The sequence below is a fragment of the Streptomyces sp. 3-6 genome (assembly GCF_056323165.1).
Map to the genome: position 1 here is coordinate 140362 of NZ_JBWHZP010000008.1, position 24407 is coordinate 164768.

Sequence of the window (24407 nt, forward strand, 5' to 3'; positions counted from 1 at the left end):
TCCGCCCGTGAGTCATTCCGGCACCGTCGTTCGGCGTCCGAAGCCCGTATTGCGACGGGCAGGTCAGCGACGGTGAGGCTCACCAGGCTGAAAGTCGTCAACTACGCCCGATTGCAAGACCTCGACATCGAGGTTCGCAAGCACCTTGTCGTCGTGGGCGCAAACGATGTCGGCAAGACGTCGCTCCTGCGGATGCTGAACCTCACGCTAGGCGCCACGCTCGGCCAGTTGTACCAGAGTCTGTCACGAGCGGATCTTCGGGACCAGGATCAGCCACTGACCGTGGAGGCGGTTCTGGCCGACTTCTCCAACATCGAGAAAGCGCTGTTCCACCGTGAGATCGACATCGATGCCAGCTCCGGCGCCGCGTCGCTGACGGTCCGTCTCGATGTGCAGCCCAACGAGGATGACGTGGAGGCTGTTGTCATCCACCGGGTTCTGACCGGTACGGCAGACCGTCGCGCGCCGACTCGCCAGCAGCTCGACGCGTTCGGCTGGCGCTACCTGCCGGCCACGCGCGGGACGAACGGGGCGCAGCTCGGGGGCCCGAACAGTGCCCTGCAGCTGATGTTCGACAGCCTCGACATGGGCGCGGAGCGGGCCGCCCTCACGGCGATCCTCAGCGACTTCAACGACAAGCTCCACGTCAGCGAGAGTCTGACCGAGCTCCGCAGGAAGATCGCGGGGCACTTGGCCAAGGCCATGCCGCGCCAGGTCACCGCCAACGATCTAGCTGTGCGTACCTCGGCCGACCCGGGTGCGTCCGTGCTGGAGGGCGTCTCGATGTTTCTCCATCGCGATGACCAGTACGTGCCGATCGCCCAGCAGTCGGATGGCCTTCGCCAGCTGATGGCGCTCACCCTGTTCGACCTTGCCGAGAACGCCGCGAACATCATCGCGGTCGACGAACCGGAACTCCACCTGCATCCTGCCAGCCAGCGGACCATCGCCGAGTTGTTCGCCGCGGCCGAAAACCAGAAGATCGTCTGCACGCACTCGCCGTACGTTCTGCAGCGCTTCGAGCCGGCCCAGGTGCTGGTGGTTGCCCCCGGTGGGGATGTGCACCAGGTGCCGGATGGTGGCCTGGGTGCGGTGGAGAAGCTCCGCGCCCAATGGTGGTCCCCGCGCCTGCTAGAAGCCCTGACCGCCCGCTACGTCATCGCGGTCGAAGGCGTCGCCGACAGGATCATCGTCGAAGCGGCAGCACGGGCACTCGAGATCGGGCTGGACCGACTCGGCGTAGTCGTCTTCGAACTGGACGGTGCCGACAAGTTCCGGCACGTCTACAAAATGCTCGGGCCAAACGGCTTCGGCGTGCATGTCCTGGGCCTCGTAGACAAGGCCGAGGAAGGCATCTTCCTCGGTGCTATCGGGGGCCGGCCCAAGGATCTGATCGGAACGAAGGTCTGGTCCAGCGACAGCGACCTGGAGGATGAGTACTGCAAAGCGCTGACCGGGCCTGGCGTCGGCCGCATCCTCATCGACGCAGGCGTGTGCCGACTCGAGGGGCTCCTCCAGGCGTGCGGTGCCTCCAGCGAGGATGAGCTCACGTCCGAAGCCGTCGCGGCCTACTGCCGCAGGAACAAGACCGATGCGGCCACAGCCATCGCGGACGCGATAACCCGCGAACAAGCGGAGGCGATAGGTAGCGTCGCTGGAATCCTCACCCGGGCTAAGGAACTGGCCGGAGGATGAATCAGGACACGGGACCGGACCCGGCCTACAGCCCAGCGGCGAACCTCCTGGCCATCGCACCGCCGGGCTGCGGCAAGACGGAGCTGCTCGCCCGACGCGCGGTTCACCTGCTCGGTGCGCTACAGCCCCACCAGCGCATCCTCGCACTGACGTTCTCCAATCGCGCGAAGCAGAACCTACGTGAGCGCCTTTTGCGCACTCTGGGACCGCAGCGTTTTTCGCGCCACGTCCGAGTTACCAACTTCCACGGGCATGCCGCTGACATCATCCGCGCCCACGGCCGGACTCTCGGGCTCGATCCGAACACTCCGATGCCTGGCCGCTCAACCCTCACCGACGCGATCTCCTTGTTCACCGACGGCCTAGACATCGGCCCTGCCATCAACCGCAGGAAGGCCATCGAAGCGGCCCTGACCGCCGCAAAGCAGGGCCCATACGACGACGATGAGGTGCGCGAAGCCCTCGCCGCCAGCGGTAACACCTTCGCCCAGCAGATCGAGGCCAAGCGTCTCGCAGAAGGGATCTTCCACTACGAGGATCTGCTCCGGCACGCCCAACGGCTGCTCAGGGTCGAGGAGATCGCCCGCCTGTACCAACTGCACTACGGTGCGGTTCTGGTCGACGAGTTCCAGGACATGTCACCGCAGCAGCTGGAGATCGCCCTCGCGAGCAGCTTGGCTAGCCGGACCTTCGTCGGCGACCCCCTTCAGGGGATCTTCAGCTGGGCTGGCGCGAGGCCCGCTGAGGTGGAACGGGAGTTGAGGCATATCTGCGGCGAACCACGCCGTCTCACTCTCTCGTATCGGTCCTCCCCTGCCGTGCTCGACGTCGTGAACCATGTCGCAGCCCGGCTCGACGATGTCGCGGATCTCCGGTCAGTCCGGCCTGATGCCTGGCCCCAGGGCGGTGCCGCAGCCACCGCGGGCTTCAACAGCGGGGCCGAGGAAGCAGGGTGGATTGTGGACCGGGCAACCGAAATCCTGTCTACCTTTCCCAAGGCGACCATCGGCGTCATCACCCGGTCTGGGTGGCGCCGCAAGTACGTGGATGCGGCGTTCTCGAACGCAGTCCACCTCCGGTGCCAGCGCTGGGACCTCGCGATCGAGGACAACACCATGGTTCAGCGGCTGGTGGCCACGGTTGCCCAGCTGCCGCGCCAAGCCGATATGGAGAGGCTGCGAAGCGCGGTGCTTGGAGGCATCGACCCGAGCGATGTCGACACGATGGAACAGGCGACGAACGCCCTATCAGAGTTCGAACGCCTGGCCATCCAGGCGGGATCTCTCGCCGCGGCGGCAGCCCAACTCCGCATCGTGGAGGAGGGCTCGGCAATCGAGCCGGGCGTCCACTTGCTCAACGCCCACACAGGAAAAGGACAACAGTTCGACTGGGTATTCGTGCCCGGCTTCGAGGACTGGCACATCCCAGATGGTCGGGCCGACACCGCCGAGCAACTGGCAGAAGAGCTCCGGGTCGTCCTCGTCATGGTCTCCAGGGCACGCCATGGCGTCGTCATCACCCGCGCGCGGTCTCTCATCTCCAAGGCAGGCAACCCCTACGCCACGCGCGAGAGCCAGTGGTGGCCCATAATCGTCGAGGCATGCCCAATGAACGCCAACACCCTCGCCCAGCACATCTCCGAACTGGTATCCCATGGCGCCCCTCGGGATGAGTCCGTGTCCGCACCGCCACAAGCGTCAGAACAGGTACGAACCGAGGTCGCGGAGGATTCGGTGGCCACTGGCACAGTAGGCCAATGATCCCTTCGCACTTCGTCGACCTCCCGCCCCGAGTAGCACGAGGACCGGCAACCGCAGCAGGTTGCCGGGGCAGAACCGCACGGGGCAGGGCCCGGACCGCGAGGCGCAGTCCGGGCCGTGCTGCCGTATCGGGGCTCTGCTGCCGGGTACGGCCGGTCCAGCTCAGCGCTCGGCGCAGTGGTAGGCGCGACCTACTAGGTCCGGGCTCGGGCAGCAGGGCCATGGTTCCTTGGCCTCACTCCCGCAGAGGTGTGGTCTGCTGGGGCGGGATATGCGGGATATGTGCCGCATCTAAGAATCCACCTGCTGATCGACCGCTGCTTCGTAGAAGGCATCCGCGAGGGCGACGATGATCGAGTTGATAGCCGGCCCGTCCGTGAAGAAGTAGTCAGCAATCGTGTTGTGGGCGTCCTGGTTGTCTGCAACTGCCTCAGTGACGGCTGCTTGGAAGTCTTGTGACTCCAGGAACTGCTTCTTGGAGTTCACCTTGGTCTGCTTGATCAGGTTCGGGTCGGCGAGCAACCGCTGGACGAGGCCCTGCACGAACTCCCTGATCTGGTACTCGGCGAACGTCTCGGCGCCGAAGAGGTCGTTCATCTTGTCTATGACGACTTGGAGCGCGACGTACTTCGGTTCCTTCTTCGTGCCCGTGCCGGCGGCGCTGATGCCCTTCAGTTGCCCGTCACCCACGAGCGAGATGTCGACCGGGATCGCCTTGTTGTGCTTGACCCCGACCAGCACCACGTCGGAGAGGTCGACGTCGGCCGCCCACGCGGACTCGGCGATGACCTTCTCCAGCAGGCGCAGGAAGATCGAGAGCATCTCCATGTAGGGGTCGCCGTAGTCGACGATCTGGGACATGAAGTCATAGAGGCGTACGTAGGTGGAGACGTCCTTGCGGAACAGGTCGAGCGCCTGGAGCGTGACCTTGTCCTCTTCCTCGATCGCCCTGGCGTAGCGGCGCCGGAAGTCGTGCTGCGCCGGGCTGATCGCCGCCGAGAGGGCGTTGTTGCCCTTCCGGGTCACCCACAGTTCGGCGACCTTGCGGACGTCGTCCTCGGTGTAGATTCCAGCCTGGGCGAGCTTGTTCGCCAGGTGGACGACGACGTACGGGTCGGTTTCGGTCTCCAGGGTCGCGTTCTTGAAGTACGGCTCGAAGGCCGCCTTGATGTCCTCGGGCTTGTTGGTGAAATCGATGACGAACGTCTTGCGCTTCTGCTCCCCACCCGCGGTGCGGTGGGTGCGGTTGAGCCGCGAGAGCGTCTGCACCGCGGCGACCCCCGACAGCTTCTTGTCGACGTACATCGCTGAGAGTAAGGGCTGGTCGAAGCCGGTCTGGAACTTGTTGGCGACCAGCATGATCTTGTACGTATCACCCTTGAACGCGGCCGCCAGATCAGCCCCGGCACCGGGGTTCATGTTGGCCTCGGTGAACTCGTCATCCTTCGACGGCTGCGGGCCCCAGTCGCTGTGCCACGTCTCGTCCTCGGCCATCGTTACCCCGGCGGAGAAGGCGACCAGGGTGCGGTAGTTGTACGAGGCGTCCTCGGCGCTGCGCCTGGCGATGTAGGCGTCGATGGCCAGCTTGTACTTCACCGCGGACTTGCGTGAGTCGGTCACCACCATCGCCTTCGCCTTGCCTTCGAGGAGGTAGGCGACGTTGGCGTGGAAGTGCTCGACGATGATCTGTACCTTCTGGCTGATGTTCGTCGGGTGGAGCTGCACCCACCGCATCAGCCCCTTGCGGGCAGCGGCTTCCTCGACCTCTCCCCCGTCACCGCTCTCGGCCCTGCCGGCGATCTTCAACGCGGTGTCGTAGGACTGATAGCCCTTGAGCACGTCGAGGATGTAGCCCTCCTCGATCGCCTGCTTCATCGAGTACAGGTGGAACTCTCGCGGCTTCCCGTCGACGCCCTTACGGCCGAACAGTTCGAGGGTCTTGTTCTTCGGCGTCGCGGTGAAGGCGAAGTAAGAGATGTTCTCCGACTCGGCCCGCTCGGTCATCTCCGATGCCAGCACCGACTCCACATCGACCTCACCGCCCTCCTCGATCTCCTTCACCTCCTCGGCGGTCAGCACCTGCTTCAGCTTCGAGGAGATCTGACCCGACTGGGAGGAGTGCGCCTCATCGGCGATGACGGCGAACCGCTTGCCCTTCAGGCCGGCGTCGGTCCGTATCTCGTCCAGCGCATGCGGGAAGGTCTGCACCGTCACCGCGATGATCAGCTCACCGTTCTTCAACGCCTGCGCCAGCAGACCCGACTTCGACTTCGCGCCGGCCTTGCGGACGTCCTCGGGGCTGATAGTCGCGACGATCTTGCCGGAGCCGTCGATCTGCCGGATCGCGTCCTGCAACTGGGAGTCGAGCACAGTGCGGTCCACGACCACGATGACCGAGTCGAAGACCTTCTTGTCCTCGACATGTAGCCGCGCCAGCCGATGGGCTGTCCAGGCGATGGTGTTCGTCTTCCCCGACCCGGCCGAGTGCTCGATCAGGTACCGCTGTCCTACACCCTCCTCCTTCACCGCCTCGATGATGCTCGTGACGGCCTCCCACTGGTGGAACCGCGGGAAGAGCATGTTCGTACGCCGCACCGATGTGCCGGTGGTGACGTCCCACTCCTCCTTTGTCTGCACGATCATCAGCCGCCCGATGATGTTCAGCCAGGCGTGCTTCTCCCACACCCGCTCCCACAGGTACGCCGTCGACGACCGTCCGTTCGCGCCGGGCGGGTTACCGGCACCGCTGTCGTAGCCGATGTTGAACGGCAAGAAGTGGGTCTTCTCCCCCTCCAGCCTCGTGGTCATCGCCGCCAGGCCGTTCGAGACAGCGAAGTGCACCAGCGCCCGGTGCCCGAACGACAGCAACGGCTCCGGCCGCCCGTTCGTCAACGGATTGCGATCACGCTTGTACTGGTTGACCGCCTCGTCCAGCGACTGGGTGAAGTCGGTCTTCAACTCCACCGTTGCCACCGGGAGCCCGTTGACGAAGAAGACCAGATCGATACTGCGCTGGTCGGCGGTCGAGAAGTGCACCTGCCGCACCACCCGCACCCGCATCGCCTCGTAGTGCGCCGTCGTGGTCTCGTTGAGCAACGTCTCCGGACGGAACTGCGCCATCTTCAACCGGCCACCGCCGATGTACTGCACCCCGTTACGCAGGATGTTCAGCGTCCCACCGCCATGTTCCAGCGGTCGATCGAGCGCCGCGGTCAGCACGTCGAGGAACTTCGCCTGCGACCCCGCCGCCTTCAACGCCTTCTCGTACGCCGGCCCCTGCGTCTCCTCCAGCCACGCAAACAGATCAGCGGGGAACAATGCCCGCTCTCGGTCGTACTTGCCACCGTCGCGGTCGTTCTTCGAGTACAGCCAGCCGTGATCCCGCAGGTACTCGCAGATCTCCTTCTCGAAGACCGGCTCGTTATGGTCGGCCATCACGCCCCCTCTCTCACGTCGATCTGCCCCGTCACCGCCGCCGTGATCAATGCAGATCGGCGCTCCCTGGAAAGCTCGACGAACCGCTCCGTCTCAGTGATGAGCGAGTCGATCTTCACTGTCTCCTCGTCCAGGAATTCGACGATGCGGCGCTGCTCGTCGAGAGGCGGCAGCGGAATGCGAAATGCCTTTAGGTCTCTCATCCCAATCGTTCGGATCGTCGAGCCATTCTGGAATGAGTCGAAGAAAGGCTGCATCGCATCCTCGAACAAGACCCAGAGGTACTCGGGATCAAGATCCGGTCCGCACACCCACGCCGCGAAGTGCTGAGATGTTGCCATCGGAACACCCATGATCGCAGTGCGGCCGACAGTGGCGTCCCGAGAAAGGACAACAGTCCGTGCTGGAAGGAGACGGGCGGAGCTGTTGGCAATTCCAGCGTCGCTGATGTGCTGCGTCGTGTCGTTTAGGTACTTGACACCCCGCATCATCCCAACATCGTGGAGGCTTACCCACGGGATATAACAGTCCTGCCACCAGTCCTCCCGGGAGCGGCTCGGAGTGTGTCCGCTTTCGAGTGCTGCAACGGAGGTGAGTGGGACGACACGCCAAGCAGCTGGGAGCGTCTTTGCCCACGGCAAGGGACTTTCGGTCTCCTCCGTCGGTGTCGTTCCGTGCAAAGCCACGTTGACGCGAAGTGCAAACCGGCGCTCACGAAGCATCTTGATCAACTGCTGCTGCTCTTCGATGAGCGTGTCGATGCGGGCTGTCTCGCGGTCGAGATAGTCTGCGATGGCGCGCTGCACCTCCGCTGGCGGAAGCGGGATAGGAATCCTGGCAAGCTTCTCTGCCGTGAGGTGCGGCATTGAGACAACGTTGGAGCAGGCGCGGATGAAGCCACTAGCCCGCAACGCAATCAAGTAGAAAGCGATGAAGCGCCCGTCAAAGTCTCCAAGCGGTCGAAGTCGGTTGATCGAGTTCTGGAATCCCCAGCCAGGAATATCCTGATCGATATACGCGGCACGACCGAATCCGCCCTGGCCGCCCTCGACGACGACCACGTCGCCCGCGCGGATACTCAACTGCTCAAGTTCGCCCTCACCGAACCACATCTCATTCACGTCGTCGAGGGCCAACACGCCATCGGGCTGCACATTCGCAGCGCGCATGTAGGGCGCACGCATGTCACTGCCCGAATCCTTACCCTGCAACATCTTACCGAGCGTGACCGTCGCGGCGTGCTTGACCTGGCCTGCCATCCATCCATCGGGCAGGGCCTTCCAAAGAGGACCGGTCACTGCTCCACCTCTCGCAGCAGGTCAAGAATCTTGGCAACCTGCTTCTCCAGATCCGCATCGATCTCGGCGAGCGGCCGGGGCGGGACGTACCTGTAGAAATGGCGGGTGAAGGGGATTTCGTATCCGATCTTGGTCTTCGCCCAGTCGATCCAGGCATCGCGGACGTGCGGCTTCACCTCCGCGTCGAAGTACGCCTGGATGACCTCGCGCTCCGCCTCCGCGCCTGCCGTCGAGTCACCGTAGGTGAATGGCACGTTCTCGGTGTCGCGCTTCTTCGAGTCTGGCTTTGGGTTGCCCTTTCGGTCGACGACCGGCTTACCGTCTTCCATTAGCGGGCGCTCGACGGTGATGTTCCAGTAACCGAACTCGTTGCTTTTTAGTACCTTGGAGAGATCGGGATCAGCTTCTTCGAAATCGGCGTACAACTGCACAATCTTGGCCCGGTCATCGTCGCTGATCTCGCGGTTCTTCGAGCCGAGACTCGGGCGCATCCTGGTCCAGAACGATGTGCCGTCGATGAGTTGGACCTTGCCCTGGCGGTCGGGGTGCTTGGTGTTGTCGAGGATCCAGATGTAGGTGGCGATGCCGGTGTTGAAGAACATGTTTGTCGGCAGCGCGACGATCGCCTCGACCAGGTCGTTCTCCAGCAGCCACTTGCGGATGTTGGAGGGGCCGGATTCGGCGGCGCCGTTGAACAGCGGCGAGCCGTTCATGATGATGCCAACGCGGCCGCCGCCGTCCTCGGGTGCGCGCATCTTGTGGGCCAGGTGGAGCAGGAAGAGCATTTGGCCGTCCGAGGTCGCGGGGAGGCCCGGCGCGAAGCGGCCGTAGGGGCCGGCGGAGTCGCGCTCCTCCTTGACTGCCTTGGCGTACTGCTTCCAGTCCACCCCGTAGGGCGGGTTGGACATGCAATAGTCGAACTGGCGGCCCTTGAAGGCGTCGTCGGTGAGCGTGTTGCCGAAGGCGATGTTGGTCGCGTCGTGGCCCTTGGCGAGCAGGTCGGACTTGCAGATGGCGTACGACTGCGGGTTGTACTCCTGGCCGTACAGGCTCAGCTTCGCTTCGGGGTTCTGGGCGAGCAGGTGTTCCTCTGCCAGGGAGAGCATGCCGCCCGTGCCGGCGGTGGGGTCGTACAGCGACCGGATGATGCCGCCCTCCGTGAGGTCGACGTCCTTCTCCGCGAAGAGCAGGTCGACCAGCAGCCGGATCGCGTCGCGCGGCGTGTAGTGGTCTCCTGATGTCTCGTTCGCGGCCTCGTTGAACTTGCGGATGATGTACTCGAACGCATCCCCCATGTCTGCGTTAGACACCACGCCGGGATGCAGGTCGACGGCGCCGAAGGACTTGACGATCTCGCGCAGGAGCCCGGCCTTCTCCAGGGCCAGGATCTCCTTCTTGAAGTCGAAGAACTCGAACACGTCCACGTCGGCGGAGAACCGGTCGATGTAGTCGGCGAGGTTGTCCGCTAGCCCGTCGGCGTCGGCCAGCAGGTTCGCGAACTCGTAGTTGGAGGTGTTGTAGAACGTTCGGCCCGTGACCTTCTTGACCTCGACCTTGAGCCGGTTCGGGTTCTCGTGCCTCGCAGCCAGCTCCCGTACCGCCGCGCGGTCCGGCTCGAGGATGCAGTCGAGCCGTCTCAAGATCGTGAACGGGAGAATCACCGTCCCGTACTGGTTGGGGCGGTAGGGGCCCCGAAGCTGGTCAGCGATTGACCAGATGAAGCTACCGAGCGTGCTCACAAGGTTCCTCACGAGAATCGTCTAGCAGTGCCGATCACTCTGCCAGAGGCAGCAGCCAGCGTCCCATGGTTCAGCTATGGGACCTCCTCGACGTGCTCTTGCCGATCGGCCCCGGGGCCTGCGCGTGCTGCCGGAGCGGAACTTGCCTAAGCGTTGGAAGATGGCAAAAACGAGCCAGGCTCGTCGGACTTCCACTACGGCGAGATGAAGATGCGCCGGCACGACACCGAAGCGCCTCTGGGCAAGCAACTGCTCCTGAGCGTGCACTGGACAGTGGCCGGATAAGAGTTGCGGGTCGTTCGTGCCCTCACCTCCGCAGGAGGACTCCGGCCCACCGCCACCGCAGGAAGAACCAACTGACTCCCCATCAGAACGAGCGTCAAATGAGCGTCACGAGCGTCATTTCAGCGTCAAGATATCGCCCGTAACGCACACAACGCACATAATGCGCACGGACAAAACCGCAGGTCAGGAGCCCTTTGCGGCCGGTTCAAGGATGGCGACACACTCCACATGGTGGGTCATCGGAAACAGATCGAACACCCGCAGCGTCCGCACCCGGTATCCGCCCTCGCGGAAGTACGCGAGGTCGCGGGCCAGGGCCGCCGGGTCGCAGGCGACGTAGGCGATCCGGCGGGCGCCCAGGGAGGAGAGGTGCTCGACCGTCTTGCGGCCCGCGCCCGCGCGGGGCGGGTCGAGGACGACGAGGTCGACCTCGGTGATGCCGGTACGGGGTAGGACGGACTCGACCTTGCCCTGTTCGATGCGGACGCGGGGGAAGTCGGCGAGGTTGTGGCGGGCGTCCTCGACCGCGCGCTTGGTGGCCTCGATGCCGAGGACCGCGCCGGCGTCGCCGACCCGGTCGGCGAGGGCGCCGGCGAAGAGGCCGACGCCGCAGTACAGGTCGAGGGCCATGTCGCCCTTGCGGGGCAGCAGGCCCTGCATGACGGCGGTGACCAGAGTGTCGGCGGCCTTCGGGTGGACCTGCCAGAAGCCGCCGTTGCCGACGCGGTGGGTGCGGCCGTCGGCGCGTTCGCGGACGAAGGGGCGGCCGTGGACGCGGTGGACCTGGCCGGAGCGCTCGTCGACGCGCATGACCGAGACGGGGCGGTCGAGTTCGACGAGGGGCAGGCGGGCGCCGGGCTTGGGGGTGAGGACGACCTGGCGGTCCTGGGAGCCGGTGGCCGCGATCGCCTCGACGGAGTCCATGCCCGTCCAGTCGCGCTTCTCGATGCCCAGTTCGCTGATGCCGTCCGCCGCGATCATGCAGTGGTCGATCGGCTCGACCTCGTGCGAGCGGTGCCGGCGCAGCCCCGCGCGGCCGTCGGCGGTCACCGCGTACTGCACGCGGGTGCGCCACGACGGGACCTGGCCGGCGGGGACCTTGTCGCCCTCGGCGGGCATCACGGTGCCGTCCCAGCCGGCCTCCTCCGGGGTGAGACCGGCGAGGCGGTGCAGCTGCTCGGCGACGACCTCGCCCTTGAGGCGGCGCTGCGCCCCGGGCTTGGCGTGCTGCCAGTCGCAGCCCCCGCAGCGGCCGGGGCCGGCGAACGGGCAGGGGGCGTCGATCCGGTCCTTGGAGGCGTCCAGGATCGTCACGGCGTCGGCGCGCAGGAAGCGGGCGCCCTCCTCGCCCTCGGTGACGCGGGCGACGACGCGTTCCCCGGGCAGCGCGTGCCGGACGAACAGCACCTGGCCCTCGGACGTACGGGCGATGCAGTGGCCGCCGTGGGCGACGGGGCCGATCTCGACCTCGTACTCCTCCCCCACCAGTGATTTCCTCGGTTCTGCCTGCATGGCGGGGTGACTCCACAACATCGAGAGCGGGTGGCGGGCCGGTCGGCCCGCGACAACAGCCCACCAGTCTACGGGTGCCGGGAGGTGTCCTTCGCCCGCTCCGCCGGACCGCGCCGCACCGCACCCGGCGCGCTCCAGTTCTGCCGCTTGCGGGCGCGCCGCCGGGCGGCCTCGGAGGACTGGAGCTGGTACGGCACCGAGGTCACCATGACGCCCGGGGTGAACAGCAGGCGGCCCTTGAGCCGCAGGGCGCTCTGGTTGTGCAGCAGGTGCTCGTACCAGTGGCCGACGACGTACTCGGGGATGATCACGGAGACGACGTCGCGGGGCGCCTCCTTGCGCAGTCCCTTGACGTACTCGATCACGGGCCGGGTGACCTCCCGGTACGGGGAGTCGAGCACCTTGAGGGGGATCTCGATGCCGCGCCGTTCCCACTCGTCGCGCAGCGCCTTGGTCTCCGCCGCGTCGACGTTGACGCTCAGCGCTTCGAGGCTGTCGGAGCGCATCAGCTTGGCGTAGGCGAGGGCGCGCAGGGCGGGCCGGTGGATCTTGGAGATCAGGACGACGGAGTGGACGCGGGAGGGGCGCACCATGTCGTCGCCCGGGGTCTCCGGTGCGGCGATCTCCTCGGCGACGCGGTCGTAGTGGCGGCGGATCGCGGTCATCGTCGCGTAGAAGACGCACATGCCGAGCAGCGCGACCCAGGCGCCGTGCGTGAACTTGGTGCCGAGCACGACGACCAGGACCAGGCCGGTGAAGAAGGCGCCGAAGGCGTTGATGGCCCGCGAGCGGACCATCCGGCGCCGCTGGGTACGGTCCCGCTCGGCGGTGAGCAGGCGGTTCCAGTGCCGGACCATGCCGATCTGGCTCAGGGTGAAGGACACGAACACGCCGACGATGTAGAGCTGGATCAGCCGGGTCGAGTCGGCCCCGTAGACCCACACCAGGAGTCCGGCGGCGGCGGCGAGCAGCACGATGCCGTTGGAGAAGGCGAGGCGGTCGCCGCGGGTGTGGAGCTGGCGGGGGAGGTAGCGGTCCTGGGCGAGGATCGAACCGAGCAGCGGGAAGCCGTTGTAGGCGGTGTTCGCCGCGAGGAAGAGGACCAGGGCGGTGGCGGCGGCCAGCATCATGAACAGGACGCTGCCGTGTCCGAAGACGGCTTCGGCGACCTGGGAGATCACCGGGTCCTGGACGTAGCCGGGGCCGAGCGGAACGCCGTCGTGGACCAGGTCCTTCGCCGGGTTCTCGGCCATCCGGACGTCGGTGGCCGAGGCGAGCGCGATGATGCCGCAGAACATGGTGACGGCGAGCAGGCCCATCATGGCGAGCGTGGTGGCCGCGTTCCGCGCCTTCGGCCGGCGGAAGGCGGGCACGCCGTTGGAGATCGCCTCGACGCCGGTGAGCGCCGCGCAGCCGGAGGAGAAGGCGCGCAGCAGGAGGAAGACCAGGGCGAAGCCGGCGAGGCCGGGCTCCTCGGGCCGGATGTCGAAGTCCGCGGTGGGCGCGCGCATCTCGTCGTCGAGCACCAGGCTGCGGAACGCGCCCCAGGCGATCATGGTGACGACGCCGAAGACGAAGACGTACGTGGGGATTGCGAAGAGGGTGCCCGACTCCCGGACGCCGCGCAGGTTCATCAGCGTCAGCAGCACGATCACGCCGACCGCGCAGGCCACCTTGTTCTCCACCACGAACGGGACGGCGGCACCCAGGTTCTCGATGCCGGCGGAGATCGACACGGCGACGGTGAGGACGTAGTCGACGAGCAGGGCGCTCGCGACGGTGAGCCCGGCCCGGGGGCCGAGGTTGGTGGTGGCGACCTCGTAGTCGCCGCCACCGCTGGGGTACTCGCGGACGTTCTGCCGGTAGGAGGCGACGACGGTGACCATCAGTACGACGATCGCGACGGCGATCCAGGGGCTGAAGTGGTAGGCCGACAGGCCGGCGACGGAGAGGACCAGCAGGACCTCGCCGGGCGCGTACGCCACCGAGGACAGCGGGTCGGAAGCGAACACGGGGAGTGCCACACGCTTCGGCAGAAGCGTTTCCCCCAGCCGGTCGCTGCGCAGTGCGCGCCCGATGAGAATGCGTTTGGGCACGTCGGTCAGTTTGGACACAACAGAGCATCGTAGGCCGTCGCGCCCCGGGCCGCCCAGCCACCACCCTTTCTCCGCGCGGCCTCCGCCGGCCGTCCGCTTCCCGTTCGGGAGCCGTCTGCTCTCCGAGTGAACTCTGGTCGGGCGGCGGGCATGGATCGTGCCGGTCCCGGGGGTTCCATGCCTATATGACTAAGCCCGTCCCCGGGGCGGGGCGAGGGTTCCGGGGGCCTTTTGCCGGGCACGTCCCGCGGGGGCCGGCGACCCCACAGCACCCCTTCCTTCTCCTCGTCTCCGGCCCCCTTCTTCTCCTCGTCTCCAGCCCCTTTCTTCTCCTCGTCCCCGGCCCACGCCGCCCCACGGAGGTAGGTCCCATGCACGCGACCGCAGAACTGATCGGCGCCGTCGCCGCCCTCGTCGGCGTGGGCCTGCTGGCCCTGGCCAGCGTGCGCAGCATCAGCCGCCGCTGAGCCCTTCCGCCGACAGGCGCGGGCAAGACGCCGGCGGAGGAGCAGGTGGCCTACCCGGCGGCTCTCCCCGCGACGCCCCCGAGCAGCTCATCCCGGCCGATGCTGCCGACCCGCGTGGCGGGCACCGTGCAGGCGTGGGCGCCGGCCACCGCGCCGTAGCGGGCGCAGTGGAGCACCGGTTCGCCGCGCAGCCAGCCGAACAGGAAGCCGGCGGCGAAGGCGTCCCCGGCCCCGTTGGAGTCCACGACCGGCTCGGGGGGTCTCGCGGCGGGGACGTGGGTCACCCCACCGTCGGCCAGGACGTATGCCCCGTCCGCCCCCGCCGTGACGATCACCGCGCGGGCCCGTCCTCGCCCGGCGATGTCACGCATGGTCGCCTCCGGGTCGGGCAGCGCGGCGGCGGACAGGAAGACGACGTCCGCGGCCAGGGCGAACGGCTCGTGGTACGGGTTCTCGCCGTCCCAGTCGTGCAGGTCGGTCGAGAGGGTCACGCCCGCGTCGCGCAGCAGGGGCAGGGCGTCGGCGCAGGGCTGGGTGATGACGACGTGGACGTGCCGGCTCACGGCGGCCAGGGCCCGGACCGTCTCCTCGGGCAGGCGGTCCGTCTCCGCCCAGCGGGTCGCGTCGTACAGCGAGAGGCGCCGCCCGTCCGGGTCGACGAGATTGACCGCGCGCTTGGTGCCGCGGGGCTGCGGAACGGCCGTGAGCGCGATGCCGTGGTCGCGGTGCAGCGCACGGACGAGGTCGCCCTCGGGGTCGTCGCCGACCATGTCGAGGTGGTGGGTGCGCAGGCCCAGGGCGCTGGTGCCGAGGGCGACGAAGTCCCCGCTCTGTCCCGCCCGGGTGACGATGCCCGGGCGGATCATGTGGCTGTCGGCGAACGGCAGCGGCAGTTCGGGCACGTGCACGATGGTGTCCACGCCCGCGCCGCCCAGCACGAGCACGTCGATGTCGGCGGCCACGGCGGCGGTGACGTCGTCCGCGGTCACGGCGGCCCCCACCTGGGCGTTCAGGTCGGTGGTCACGTCGTGGGTGTCGTGAGTCCTGTCGTGGGTCACGTCGTCGGTCATGTCACTCCCCCTGTTGCTGCGCCCGGCGGCCCACGCCCGGGTGCGGTCGTTCGGTGTGCGTACGGTGCTTTCGGTGTGGCGGTGTGGTCGTACGGTGCTGACTACCGGTGCTTCGACGGACGCGGCGGGCGGCCGACTCGTCGATCTTGTCGGGCTCTCGGGTTCGCTGTCGACCCCTGTGGAAAACGTGGCGCCGGACGTCGGGCGGCCCTCCGTGCACCGCCGCGCACCCCTCCGGCTCCGCTCCTGCCGACCGCGTCCGACCCTCGCCGTGCCACCCCGTCCGGCCCTCCGCCCTGCCGCCCCGTCCGGTCCTCCGCCCGCAGCCCGCAGCCCGCAACCCGCAACCCGCAACCCGCAACGGATCGTCCGCCCCGTCGGCCGTCCTGCCCGCCGCCCCTTCGCACCCCCCGTCGGCCGTCCTGCCGACCGCCCGGCACCACCCCCGTCGGTTCGGCGGGCCGCGCCCCCTGGGGGCTACGTTGGACGTGGGCCCGAGGGGTGCTCTCCGGCGTCACGGGCACCCGAACCGACGAGCCGCGCCCCGAAGGGCGTCAGGAGTCCGATCCCCCGGCATGATGTTGCCCTGCGGCCCGGACCCCGGGCCGGGACGTGTTGCCTGGCGAGCCGAAAGAGGGACATGAGCACCAGAGTCATGAAGGTCGGAAGGCCTGCAGGAAGCGCGGTGTGAAGTAATGCATATCGTCATCATGGGCTGTGGAAGGGTGGGCTCCGCCCTGGCCCAGACCTTGGAGGAACAGGGTCACACGGTGGCCGTGGTCGACCAGGACCCCACTGCCTTCCGCCGCCTGGGCTCCGCGTTCGGCGGGCGCCGGGTCACCGGGATCGGCTTCGACCAGGACACCCTGCGCGAGGCGGGCATCGAGGATGCCGGTGCCTTCGCCGCCGTCTCCAGCGGTGACAACTCCAACATCATCGCGGCGCGGGTGGCGCGCGAGATGTTCGGCATCGAGAACGTCGCCGCCCGCATCTACGACCCCCGCCGCGCGGAGGTCTACCAGCGCCTCGGCATCCCCACCGTGGCGACGGTCCGCTGGACCGCCGACCAGATGCTGCGCCGCCTGCTGCCGTCCGGCGCCGAGCCGCTGTGGCGCGACCCGACGGGCGGGGTGCAGCTCGCCGAGGTGCACACCTCCCCGGCGTGGGTGGGGCACCGGATCAGCAGGCTGCAGGACCAGACCGGGGTGCGCGTGGCCTTCCTGACGCGGCTCGGCGAGGCCATCCTGCCCAGCTCGCAGACGGTGCTGCAGGAGGGCGACCTGGTGCACGTGATGATGCGCACCGACGAGATCGACCGGGTCGAGGCGGCGTTCGCCAAGGGACCCGACGAGGAGGGCGGTCACTGATGAGGGTCGCCATTGCCGGGGCCGGGGCCGTCGGCCGCTCGATCGCGGGCGAGCTGCTGGAGAACGGCCACGAGGTCCTGCTCATCGACAAGACGCCCACCGCGATCTCGGTCGAGCGGGTGCCGCAGGCGGAGTGGCTGCTGGCCGACGCCTGCGAGATCACGTCCCTGGACGAGGCCGCGCTCCAGCGCTGCAACGTGGTCATCGCCGCCACCGGTGACGACAAGGTCAACCTGGTGGTGTCCCTGCTCGCCAAGACGGAGTACGGGGTGCCGCGGGTCGTGGCCCGGGTGAACAACCCGAAGAACGAATGGCTGTTCAACGAGTCGTGGGGCGTGGACGTCGCCGTCTCCACCCCGCGCCTGATGTCGGCCCTGGTGGAGGAGGCGGTCAGCGTCGGCGACCTGGTCCGGCTGCTGCGGTTCAGCCACGGCGACGCCAACCTCGTCGAGCTGACCCTGCCGGAGGAGTCGGCGCTGGCCGGCACGCAGGTGGGCGACGTGCAGTGGCCGCAGGACACCTCACTGGTCACGATCATCCGCGGCACGCGGGTGCTGACGCCGACCCGGGAGGACTCCCTGGAGGTGGGCGACGAGCTGCTGTTCGTGGCCGCCCAGGCCCGTGAGGAGCAGCTGGAGGACCTGCTGTCGGTCCGCAAGGGCGACGCACGGCAGTAGGACGGACGGTCGGACGGCTGACGCTGACAGCGGGCAGCTGACAGCGGATAGCTGACAGCGGATAGCTGACAGCGGACGAGAGACGGACGGCGGACCGCGGACGACGGCTGCACCGGGCCGGGTCCGCACGGCCCGTCGTTCCGTGAGACACGTGAGGGGCGCCGGGGGAAGATCACCTCCCCGGCGCCCCTCACGCGTCGCGCGTCCGCACCAGAACTGCCCCAGGACAGGTCTGCGGGGCCTACGACCCCCTGCGGTGCCGTCCCGTGGTCGTGGCGCGGCCGGCGTCCTCCGGTCCGGCGGCCGCCGGACCCGCCGCGTCCGTCGTCCCGGCGGCGCGGGCCGCTTCGCGCTCCTTCTCGGCGCGCTCCTCCGCCTCCATCTCCGCGAACACGTCGATGGGCGGCGGCGCCTTGGCCAGGAACACCCACGTCAGGTACACGGCGAGCAGGAACGGCGGGATCTTCAGCGCCACCAGCACCCAGCCGAGCTGGGTGGTGTCGGCCCACCAGTAGAGCGGGAAGAGGATGGCGCTCTTGCCGAGGAGGATCAGCCCCCAGGCGTAGCTGGCCTTGGTGTACGCCTTCTTGCGGCCGGGGTTGCGGGTGCGCCAGGAGAGGTTCTCCCGGAAGATCGGCCCGAGCATCAGACCGATCAGCGGCACGCCCGCCATGGCCGTGATGACGTATGCCAGGGCGAGGCCGAGGGTGTAGAGCATGCCCGGCAGGTAGAAGTCCTTGGCGTTGCCGGTCATCATCGCGAAGACGACACCGAAGCCCACGCCGAAGACGCCGCTGAAGGCGTGCTTGACGGTGTCCTTCATGGCCAGCCGGACCACGACCAGCACCAGCGACACGGCCAGCGCCGCGATCGCCGACATGTGCAGGTCCTTGTTGACCGTGTAGATGCTGACGAAGAGGAGCCCGGGCAGCACCGTCTCGACCATGCCCCGCACCCCGCCGAACGCCTCGAACAGGGCGGCCTCGGTCACCGCCCGGGCGTCGTCCGCGGATGTGTCTTCGGTTGTCGGCTTGTCGAGCGACGTCACCGGCTACTCCCGTCCCAGGGGTCTCAATTCGTATTTCGGGTTGAACAGCACCCGGCGGCCCCGGCTCATCGAGATCCGGCCCGATGCGATCAGCTTGCGCCCCGGTTCTATCCCCATGATGGAGCGCCTGCCGAGCCACACCACGGCCAGTGCGGCGGAGCCGTCGAACAGCTCGGCCTCCAGGGCCGGGACGCCCGCCCGGGGGCGGAGCGTGACCGTGCGCAAGGTACCAGTAACCGTGACGATCTGCCGGTCCTGGCAGTCTCCTATCCGCGTGCAGCCGGCGATCTCGGCGTCCTCGCGCAGCTCCTCCGACTCCAGCTCCTCCTGCGACGAGGAGAGGCGGTCGAGCATGCGCCGGAACCGACCCGCAGGCTTCTCGGGACGAGGAACAGCACTCATGTCTGAAGCGTACCGGGGTGCACTGACGGTTACGTACCCCCTGGCCCGGCGCCCCGAACCGGCCGGCCGCCCTGCCGCCCCCGAGCCGCTGTCCCGAGCCGCTGTCCCGAGCCGCTGTCCCGAGCCGCTGTCCCGAGCCGCTGTCCCGAGCCGCTGTCCCGAGCCGCTGTCCCGAGCCCCTGCCCCGAGCCCCTGCCCCCGAGCCGCTGTCCCGGGTCCGCCGCCCCGCCCGCGGTGGACCCGCCGCTCGCCACCGCGCCGCGCACCCGCCACCCGGCCCGCCGGGAACCGGCCGACCGCCCCGTCGCCCCGCCCCGGTGCCGTGGCGCGACCACGGCCGCGCGCTCACTTCTCGAAGCGGTACCCCATGCCCGGTTCGGTGATGAAGTGCCTGGGGTGCGAGGGGTCCGCCTCCAGCTTGCGGCGCAGCTGTGCCATGTAGACGCGCAGGTAGTTGGTCTCCGTCCCGTAGGACGGCCCCCAGACCTCCCGCAGGAGCTGCTTCTGCGCGACCAGGCGGCCGCTGTTGCGCACCAGCACCTCCAGCAGGTGCCACTCCGTGGGCGTGAGCCGGACGTCCTTGCCGCCCCGGTTGACCTTCTTGGCGGCCAGGTCGACGGTGAACTCCCCGGTGTCCACCACGCCGTCCTCCTCGCCCCCGGCGGGCTCCGCGCGGCGCACGGCCGCCCGCAGCCGGGCCAGCAGTTCGTCCATGCCGAAGGGCTTGGTGACGTAGTCGTCGGCGCCCGCGTCCAGGGCCTGGACCTTCTCCTCCGAGGCGTGGCGGGCGGAGAGCACCAGGATGGGCACCCGGCTCCAGCCGCGCAGGCCGCGGATGACGTCGACGCCGTCCATGTCGGGCAGCCCCAGGTCGAGGACGACCACGTCGGGGTGGCGCGCGGCGGCCAGTTGCAGGGCCTCGGCGCCGTCGTGGGCCGCGTCGACGTCGTACGAGCGTGCCTTGAGGTTGATCACGAGGGCGCGCACGATCGCGGGCTCGTCGTCGACCACCAGCACACGGGTCATGAGGCTTGCCTTTCGGGTACCGCGGGGTCTGCGGCGGGTTCGACGGGACGGGTGGACCGGGGCACGGTGCCCGCCGCACGGAGGGTGACCGTCATGGTGAGGCCGCCGCCGGGGGTGTCCTCGGCGTCCAGGGTGCCGCCCATGGCCTCGACGAAGCCCCGCGCCACCGGCAGGCCGAGGCCCACGCCGGCCCCGCGCGGGGCATCACCGTAGCGCTGGAAGGGCTCGAAGATGCGGTCCTTGGCCTCGTCGGGCACGCCGGGGCCGCGGTCCACCACGCGGACCTCGACCCGGTCGCCGAGGGCACTGGCTGCCACCAGGACGAGTGAGTCGGCGGGACTGTACTTGACGGCGTTCTCCACCAGGTTGGCCATGGCCCGCTCCAGGAGGCCCGGGTCGACGGCGACCATGGGCAGGGTCTCGGGGATGTCCAGGGCGACCTCGCCCTCCGGTACGCCGCCGAGCGCCATCGGGACCACCTCGTCCAGGTCGATCTCCCGGATCAGCGGGGTGACGGTGCCGGTGTGCAGGCGGGACATGTCGAGGAGGTTGCCCACCAGGTGGTCCAGGCGGTCGGCGCCGTCCTCGATGCTCTCCAGCAGTTCGGCCCGGTCCTCCGGCGACCACTGGACGTCCGGCGAGCGCAGCGAGGAGACCGAGGCCTTGATGCCGGCGAGGGGCGTGCGCAGGTCGTGGCTGACCGCCGCCAGGAGCGCGGTGCGGATGCGGTTGCCCTCGGCGAGGGCGCGGGCCCGGTCGGCCTCCTCGCGCAGCCGCCGGTGGTCCAGGACGACGGCGGCCTGGGCGGCGAACGCGCCGAGCACCCTGCGGTCCTCGGCGGGCAGCACCCGGCCGGTGAGCGCGAGCGCCATGTGGTCCCCGACGGGGATGTCGACGTCGGCGTCCTCCGGCCGGGCGACCGGCGGGCCGGTTCCGGCCCGTCCCGCGCAGGTCCAGGGCTCCAGGTCGCCCGCGCGCTCCAGCAGGGCGGCGGACTCCATGCCGAAGGTCTCCCGTACGCGTTCCAGCAGGTCCTCCAGGCCGGTCTCGCCGCGCAGCACGTTGCCGGCGAGGTAGGAGAGGATCTCCGCCTCGGCGCGCAGCCGGGCCGCCTGGTGGGTCCGGCGGGCCGCGAGGTCGACGACCGAGGCGACCGCCGCACCGACGGCGACGAAGATCACGATGGCGACGATGTTCTTCGGGTCGGCGACCGTCCAGCGGTGCAGCGGCGGCGTGTAGAAGTAGTTCAGCAGCAGCGACCCGAACGCGGCCGAGGCCAGGGCGGGCCAGAGCCCGCCGAGCAGGGCGGCGGCCACGGTGAGGGCCAGGAACAGCAGCATGTCGTTGGCCAGGCCCGGGTCGACGGCGCTGAGCAGCAGCGCCAGCAGCGCGGGGCCGGCCACGCCGACCGCCCAGCCCCAGGCGACGCGGGAGCGCCCCAGCCGGGCTCCGCGGGCCACCGGCAGGCCGCGGCCCTGGGCGATCGCCTCGTGCGTGACGATGTGCACGTCCAGGTCGGGCCCCGACTCGCGGGCCACGGTCGCGCCGACGCCGGGGCCGAAGATGTACTGCCACGCCTTGCGGCGGGAGGACCCCAGGACGATCTGGGTGGCGTTGGTGCCGCGGGCGAAGGCGAGCAGGGCGGCCGGGATGTCGTCGCCGACGACGTGGTGGAAGGTGCCGCCCAGACTCTCCACCAGGGTGCGCTGCTCGGCCAGTTCGCTGGGCGAGGTGGCGGTGAGGCCGTCGCCGCGGGCGATGTAGACGGCGAGCACCTCGCCGCCGGCTCCCTTCTCGGCCAGCCGGGCGGCCCGCCGGATCAGGGTGCGGCCCTCGGGGCCCCCGGTGAGACCGACGACGATCCGCTCGCGGGAGCCCCAGATGGCGGACACGTCGTGTTCGTTGCGGTAGCGCTGGAGGTGCTCGTCGACCCGGTCGGCGACCCACAGGAGCGCGAGTTCCCTGAGGGCGGTGAGGTTGCCGGGGCGGAAGTGGTGGGAGAGGGCGGCGTCGACCTTGTCGGGCTGGTAGATGTTGCCGTGCGCCATGCGGCGGCGCAGCGCCTCGGGCGTCATGTCGACCAGTTCGATCTGTTCGGCCCGCCGCACCACCTCGTCCGGCACGGTCTCCTCGGGGCGCACGCCCGTGATCGACTCCACGACGTCGCCGAGTGACTCCAGGTGCTGGATGTTGAGCGTGGAGTGCACGTCGATCCCGGCGGCGAGCAGTTCCTCCACGTCCTGCCAGCGCTTGGCGTGGCGGGAGCCGGGGACGTTGGTGTGGGCGAGTTCGTCGACCAGGGCCACGCGGGGGCGGCGGGCGAGGACGGCGTCGACGTCCATCTCGGTCCGGACCGCCCCGTCGTGCTCCAGTCGCCGGCGGGGGATCTGCTCCAGTCCCTCCAGCAGCTCCGCGGTGCGCGGCCGGCCGTGGTGCTCGACGAAGGCCACCACGCAGTCGGTGCCCCGCCCGATCCGCCGGTGCGCCTCGGACAGCATCGCGTACGTCTTGCCGACGCCCGGTGCCGCACCGAGATGTATCCGTAGCGTCCCGCGTCCCATGACCTCATGTCTTCCGCTCACCCGTACCGGCGGACACGACCATACGTCCGAACGCCGCTGCTCAGCGCGGGGGCGCCCGGCGACCGGCCCACGACCGGCACCCCACGGCGCCTCCCCGGGCCGCTCCCGGACGCGACTCTACGGAACGGCGCCGGGGCGGAACGGCGGAACGGGCGCCTCCGGGCCGGGGCGGCACGCCTCGCTCCCGGCGGAACGGCCGCGTGCCGCCCCGGACCCGGGCGGTGTGCCGCGGTCCGCACACCTGCCGGGCAGGGTTCCGCCCGCTGCCCCGCTCGGTGCCCCACCCGAGCCCTGCTCAGAGCTCCACCCGGTGCCCGCTCAGTGCTCCACGATCTCGCCGTCGTTGAGCTCCAGGACCCGGTCCGCGAGGTCCAGGAGCGTGGCGTCGTGGGTGGCGACGAGGGCGGTGACGCGCTCGCTGCGGACGACGGCCCGCAGCAGCTCCATCACGGCGTGCCCGGTCTCGGCGTCGAGCTGGCCGGTCGGCTCGTCCGCGACGAGCAGGGCGGGGTTGTTGGCGAGGGCGCGCGCGATGGCGACCCGCTGTTGCTGACCGCCGGAGAGTTCGCCGGGCCGCTGGGCGGCGTGGTCGGCCAGGCCGACCAGGGAGAGCAGGAGCTCGACCCGTTCCTCCCGCTCGCGCGCGTCGGCGCGGCGCAGCCGCAGCGGGACGCCGACGTTCTCGGCGGCGGTCAGGATCGGGATGAGTCCGAAGGACTGGAAGACGAACCCGACGCGGTCCCGGCGCAGGGCGAGCAGCCCGTTCTCGTCCAGGTCCGCGAGGTCGAGCCCGTCGACGGCGACCCGTCCCCGGTCGGGGGTGTCGAGTCCGCCGACGATGTTGAGCAGGGTCGTCTTGCCCGACCCGGAGCGGCCCTTGAGGGCGACCAGTTCACCGCGGGGGATGTCGAAGGAGACGCCGCGCAGCGCGTGGACCGCGGCGGCTCCGGTGCCGTACGACTTGTGCACGTCCGTCACGCGCACCATGGTCGCCGTCCTCGCCCCGGTGTCCGTACCGGTCTCGGTGACCACCCGACTCATCCGACCGCCCTCCCCCGTGAACCGGGCGTCAGTATCGCCGCTGCCCGTCCGGCGATCAACAGGCAGTGGCCCGGAGAAGCGGGACGGGCCGTGCCCCCGGCGGTTCGCGGGTGCACGGCCCGTCACACGGGACGACGTGGGAGGACGGTCAGCGGACCTCGGTGATCTCCGGGCCGCGCTGGAGCTGGCCCATGCCGCCGGCGAAGCGGGAGCCCTCGGCCTCCTCCTGCTGGACGCCCTCGGGCACCATCTGGGCGTCGTTGGGGAGCTTCAGGACGATCGGGTCGCGCGGTGCCATGGGGCCGTCGCCGCGCACCACGACGGTGTCCCGGAAGATCTGCTCCAGCAGCCCGGCGGCCTGCGGCTGGACCGCGCCCTGGCCGGAGATCACGCCGCGCAGGAACCAGCGGGGGCCGTCGACGCCGACGAAACGGACGACCTGGAAGCCGCCGGTGCCGTCGGGCAGCTGCACCGGCACCTGGGCCCGCAGCTCCCAGCCCAGCGGACCCTCGACCTCGTCGATGATGCCGCCCTGCTGGGTGATGCCGGTCGCGATCTCCTCGCGGACCTCGCCCCAGATGCCCTCGCGCTTGGGTGCCGCGAAGGCCTGGAGCTGGATGGCGCTGTCGCGCAGGACGACGGTGGCCGCGACGATCGCGTCGCCCGCGACCTCGACCCGCAGTTCCATGCCGTCGACGCCGGGGACGAACAGACCGCCCAGGTCGACGCGGCCCTCGCCGGGCTCGCGGACCTCGGTGCTGTCCCACGGCCCGTCGGGCCGCGGCGCCGGCTCGAGCCTCAGCCGCTCGCGCTCCTGCTCCACCTCGGTGTCGACACCGTCGACGACCTGCTCGGCCTCGCCGGCCGCGTCCTCGGCGGCATCCCTCTTCTTGCGACGTCCGAACAC

Annotated in this window: 16 protein-coding genes; 4 read left to right on the forward strand and 12 right to left on the reverse strand. The window is 69.2% G+C overall.

The window, feature by feature from the left end; all coding sequences use genetic code 11:
• Positions 1–72 precede the first annotated feature (72 nt).
• Together AC02VZ_RS13450 and AC02VZ_RS13455 are read left to right on the forward strand one after the other, a co-directional pair.
• Entirely contained in the window at positions 73–1695 is a 1623-nt protein-coding gene (locus tag AC02VZ_RS13450) for an ATP-dependent nuclease (protein ID WP_432054665.1), read from the forward strand.
• The gene (locus AC02VZ_RS13455) at positions 1692–3455 is read left to right on the forward strand and encodes a UvrD-helicase domain-containing protein (protein WP_381312650.1); all 1764 of its coding nucleotides are present in this window, start codon (positions 1692–1694) and stop codon (positions 3453–3455) included. Before AC02VZ_RS13450 ends, AC02VZ_RS13455 begins: the two co-directional genes overlap by 4 nt.
• Positions 3456–3746: 291 nt before the next feature.
• On the opposite strand, the gene AC02VZ_RS13460 is transcribed toward AC02VZ_RS13455, so the two are convergent.
• From AC02VZ_RS13460 to AC02VZ_RS13485, 6 genes are all read right to left on the reverse strand, one after another.
• On the reverse strand, positions 3747–6890 hold the full coding sequence (locus AC02VZ_RS13460) for a type I restriction endonuclease subunit R (RefSeq protein WP_432054664.1): 3144 nt from the start codon (positions 6888–6890) through the stop codon (positions 3747–3749).
• A complete protein-coding gene (locus AC02VZ_RS13465; RefSeq protein ID WP_381312654.1) occupies positions 6890–8149 on the reverse strand; it encodes a restriction endonuclease subunit S in 1260 nt (419 codons plus the stop codon). The genes AC02VZ_RS13460 and AC02VZ_RS13465 overlap by 1 nt, the downstream gene beginning before the upstream one ends.
• Positions 8150–8184: 35 nt before the next feature.
• On the reverse strand, positions 8185–9927 hold the full coding sequence (locus AC02VZ_RS13470; protein ID WP_360228713.1) for a class I SAM-dependent DNA methyltransferase: 1743 nt from the start codon (positions 9925–9927) through the stop codon (positions 8185–8187).
• Between the two features lie 468 nt (positions 9928–10395).
• Positions 10396–11724: a class I SAM-dependent RNA methyltransferase gene (locus AC02VZ_RS13475; RefSeq protein ID WP_432054662.1), complete on the reverse strand. Its 1329-nt coding sequence runs from the start codon at positions 11722–11724 to the stop codon at positions 10396–10398.
• 68 nt (positions 11725–11792) lie between these two features.
• The gene (locus AC02VZ_RS13480) at positions 11793–13838 is read right to left on the reverse strand and encodes an APC family permease (RefSeq protein ID WP_476475421.1); all 2046 of its coding nucleotides are present in this window, start codon (positions 13836–13838) and stop codon (positions 11793–11795) included.
• Positions 13839–14337: 499 nt separating this feature from the next.
• Positions 14338–15249 carry an adenosine kinase gene (locus tag AC02VZ_RS13485; RefSeq protein WP_476475450.1) on the reverse strand — a complete coding sequence of 304 codons (912 nt, stop codon included), beginning with the start codon at positions 15247–15249 and terminating at the stop codon, positions 14338–14340.
• 803 nt (positions 15250–16052) lie between these two features.
• Between AC02VZ_RS13485 and AC02VZ_RS13490 the strand changes: the two genes are divergently transcribed.
• On the forward strand, positions 16053–16724 hold the full coding sequence (locus tag AC02VZ_RS13490; RefSeq protein ID WP_432054660.1) for a potassium channel family protein: 672 nt from the start codon (positions 16053–16055) through the stop codon (positions 16722–16724).
• Positions 16724–17401, forward strand: coding sequence for a potassium channel family protein (locus AC02VZ_RS13495; RefSeq protein ID WP_362096383.1), 678 nt, complete (start codon positions 16724–16726; stop codon positions 17399–17401). The genes AC02VZ_RS13490 and AC02VZ_RS13495 overlap by 1 nt, the downstream gene beginning before the upstream one ends.
• Positions 17402–17642: 241 nt before the next feature.
• Here the strand turns inward: AC02VZ_RS13495 and AC02VZ_RS13500 are convergent, their stop codons facing one another.
• From AC02VZ_RS13500 to AC02VZ_RS13525, 6 genes are all read right to left on the reverse strand, one after another.
• Complete coding sequence (locus AC02VZ_RS13500) at positions 17643–18449, reverse strand: DUF3159 domain-containing protein (RefSeq protein WP_476475422.1); 807 nt, start codon at positions 18447–18449, stop codon at positions 17643–17645.
• A gap of 3 nt (positions 18450–18452) precedes the next feature.
• The gene (locus AC02VZ_RS13505) at positions 18453–18851 is read right to left on the reverse strand and encodes an OB-fold nucleic acid binding domain-containing protein (protein ID WP_362096377.1); all 399 of its coding nucleotides are present in this window, start codon (positions 18849–18851) and stop codon (positions 18453–18455) included.
• 345 nt (positions 18852–19196) lie between these two features.
• Positions 19197–19877, reverse strand: coding sequence for a response regulator (locus AC02VZ_RS13510; RefSeq protein WP_432054658.1), 681 nt, complete (start codon positions 19875–19877; stop codon positions 19197–19199).
• On the reverse strand, positions 19874–22438 hold the full coding sequence (locus AC02VZ_RS13515; RefSeq protein ID WP_476475423.1) for a DUF4118 domain-containing protein: 2565 nt from the start codon (positions 22436–22438) through the stop codon (positions 19874–19876). The genes AC02VZ_RS13510 and AC02VZ_RS13515 overlap by 4 nt, the downstream gene beginning before the upstream one ends.
• A 339-nt stretch (positions 22439–22777) precedes the next feature.
• Positions 22778–23500: an ABC transporter ATP-binding protein gene (locus AC02VZ_RS13520; RefSeq protein ID WP_476475424.1), complete on the reverse strand. Its 723-nt coding sequence runs from the start codon at positions 23498–23500 to the stop codon at positions 22778–22780.
• A gap of 148 nt (positions 23501–23648) precedes the next feature.
• Positions 23649–24407 (reverse strand): DUF3710 domain-containing protein, encoded by a 759-nt coding sequence (locus AC02VZ_RS13525; protein WP_164443365.1) that lies wholly within the window; start codon positions 24405–24407, stop codon positions 23649–23651.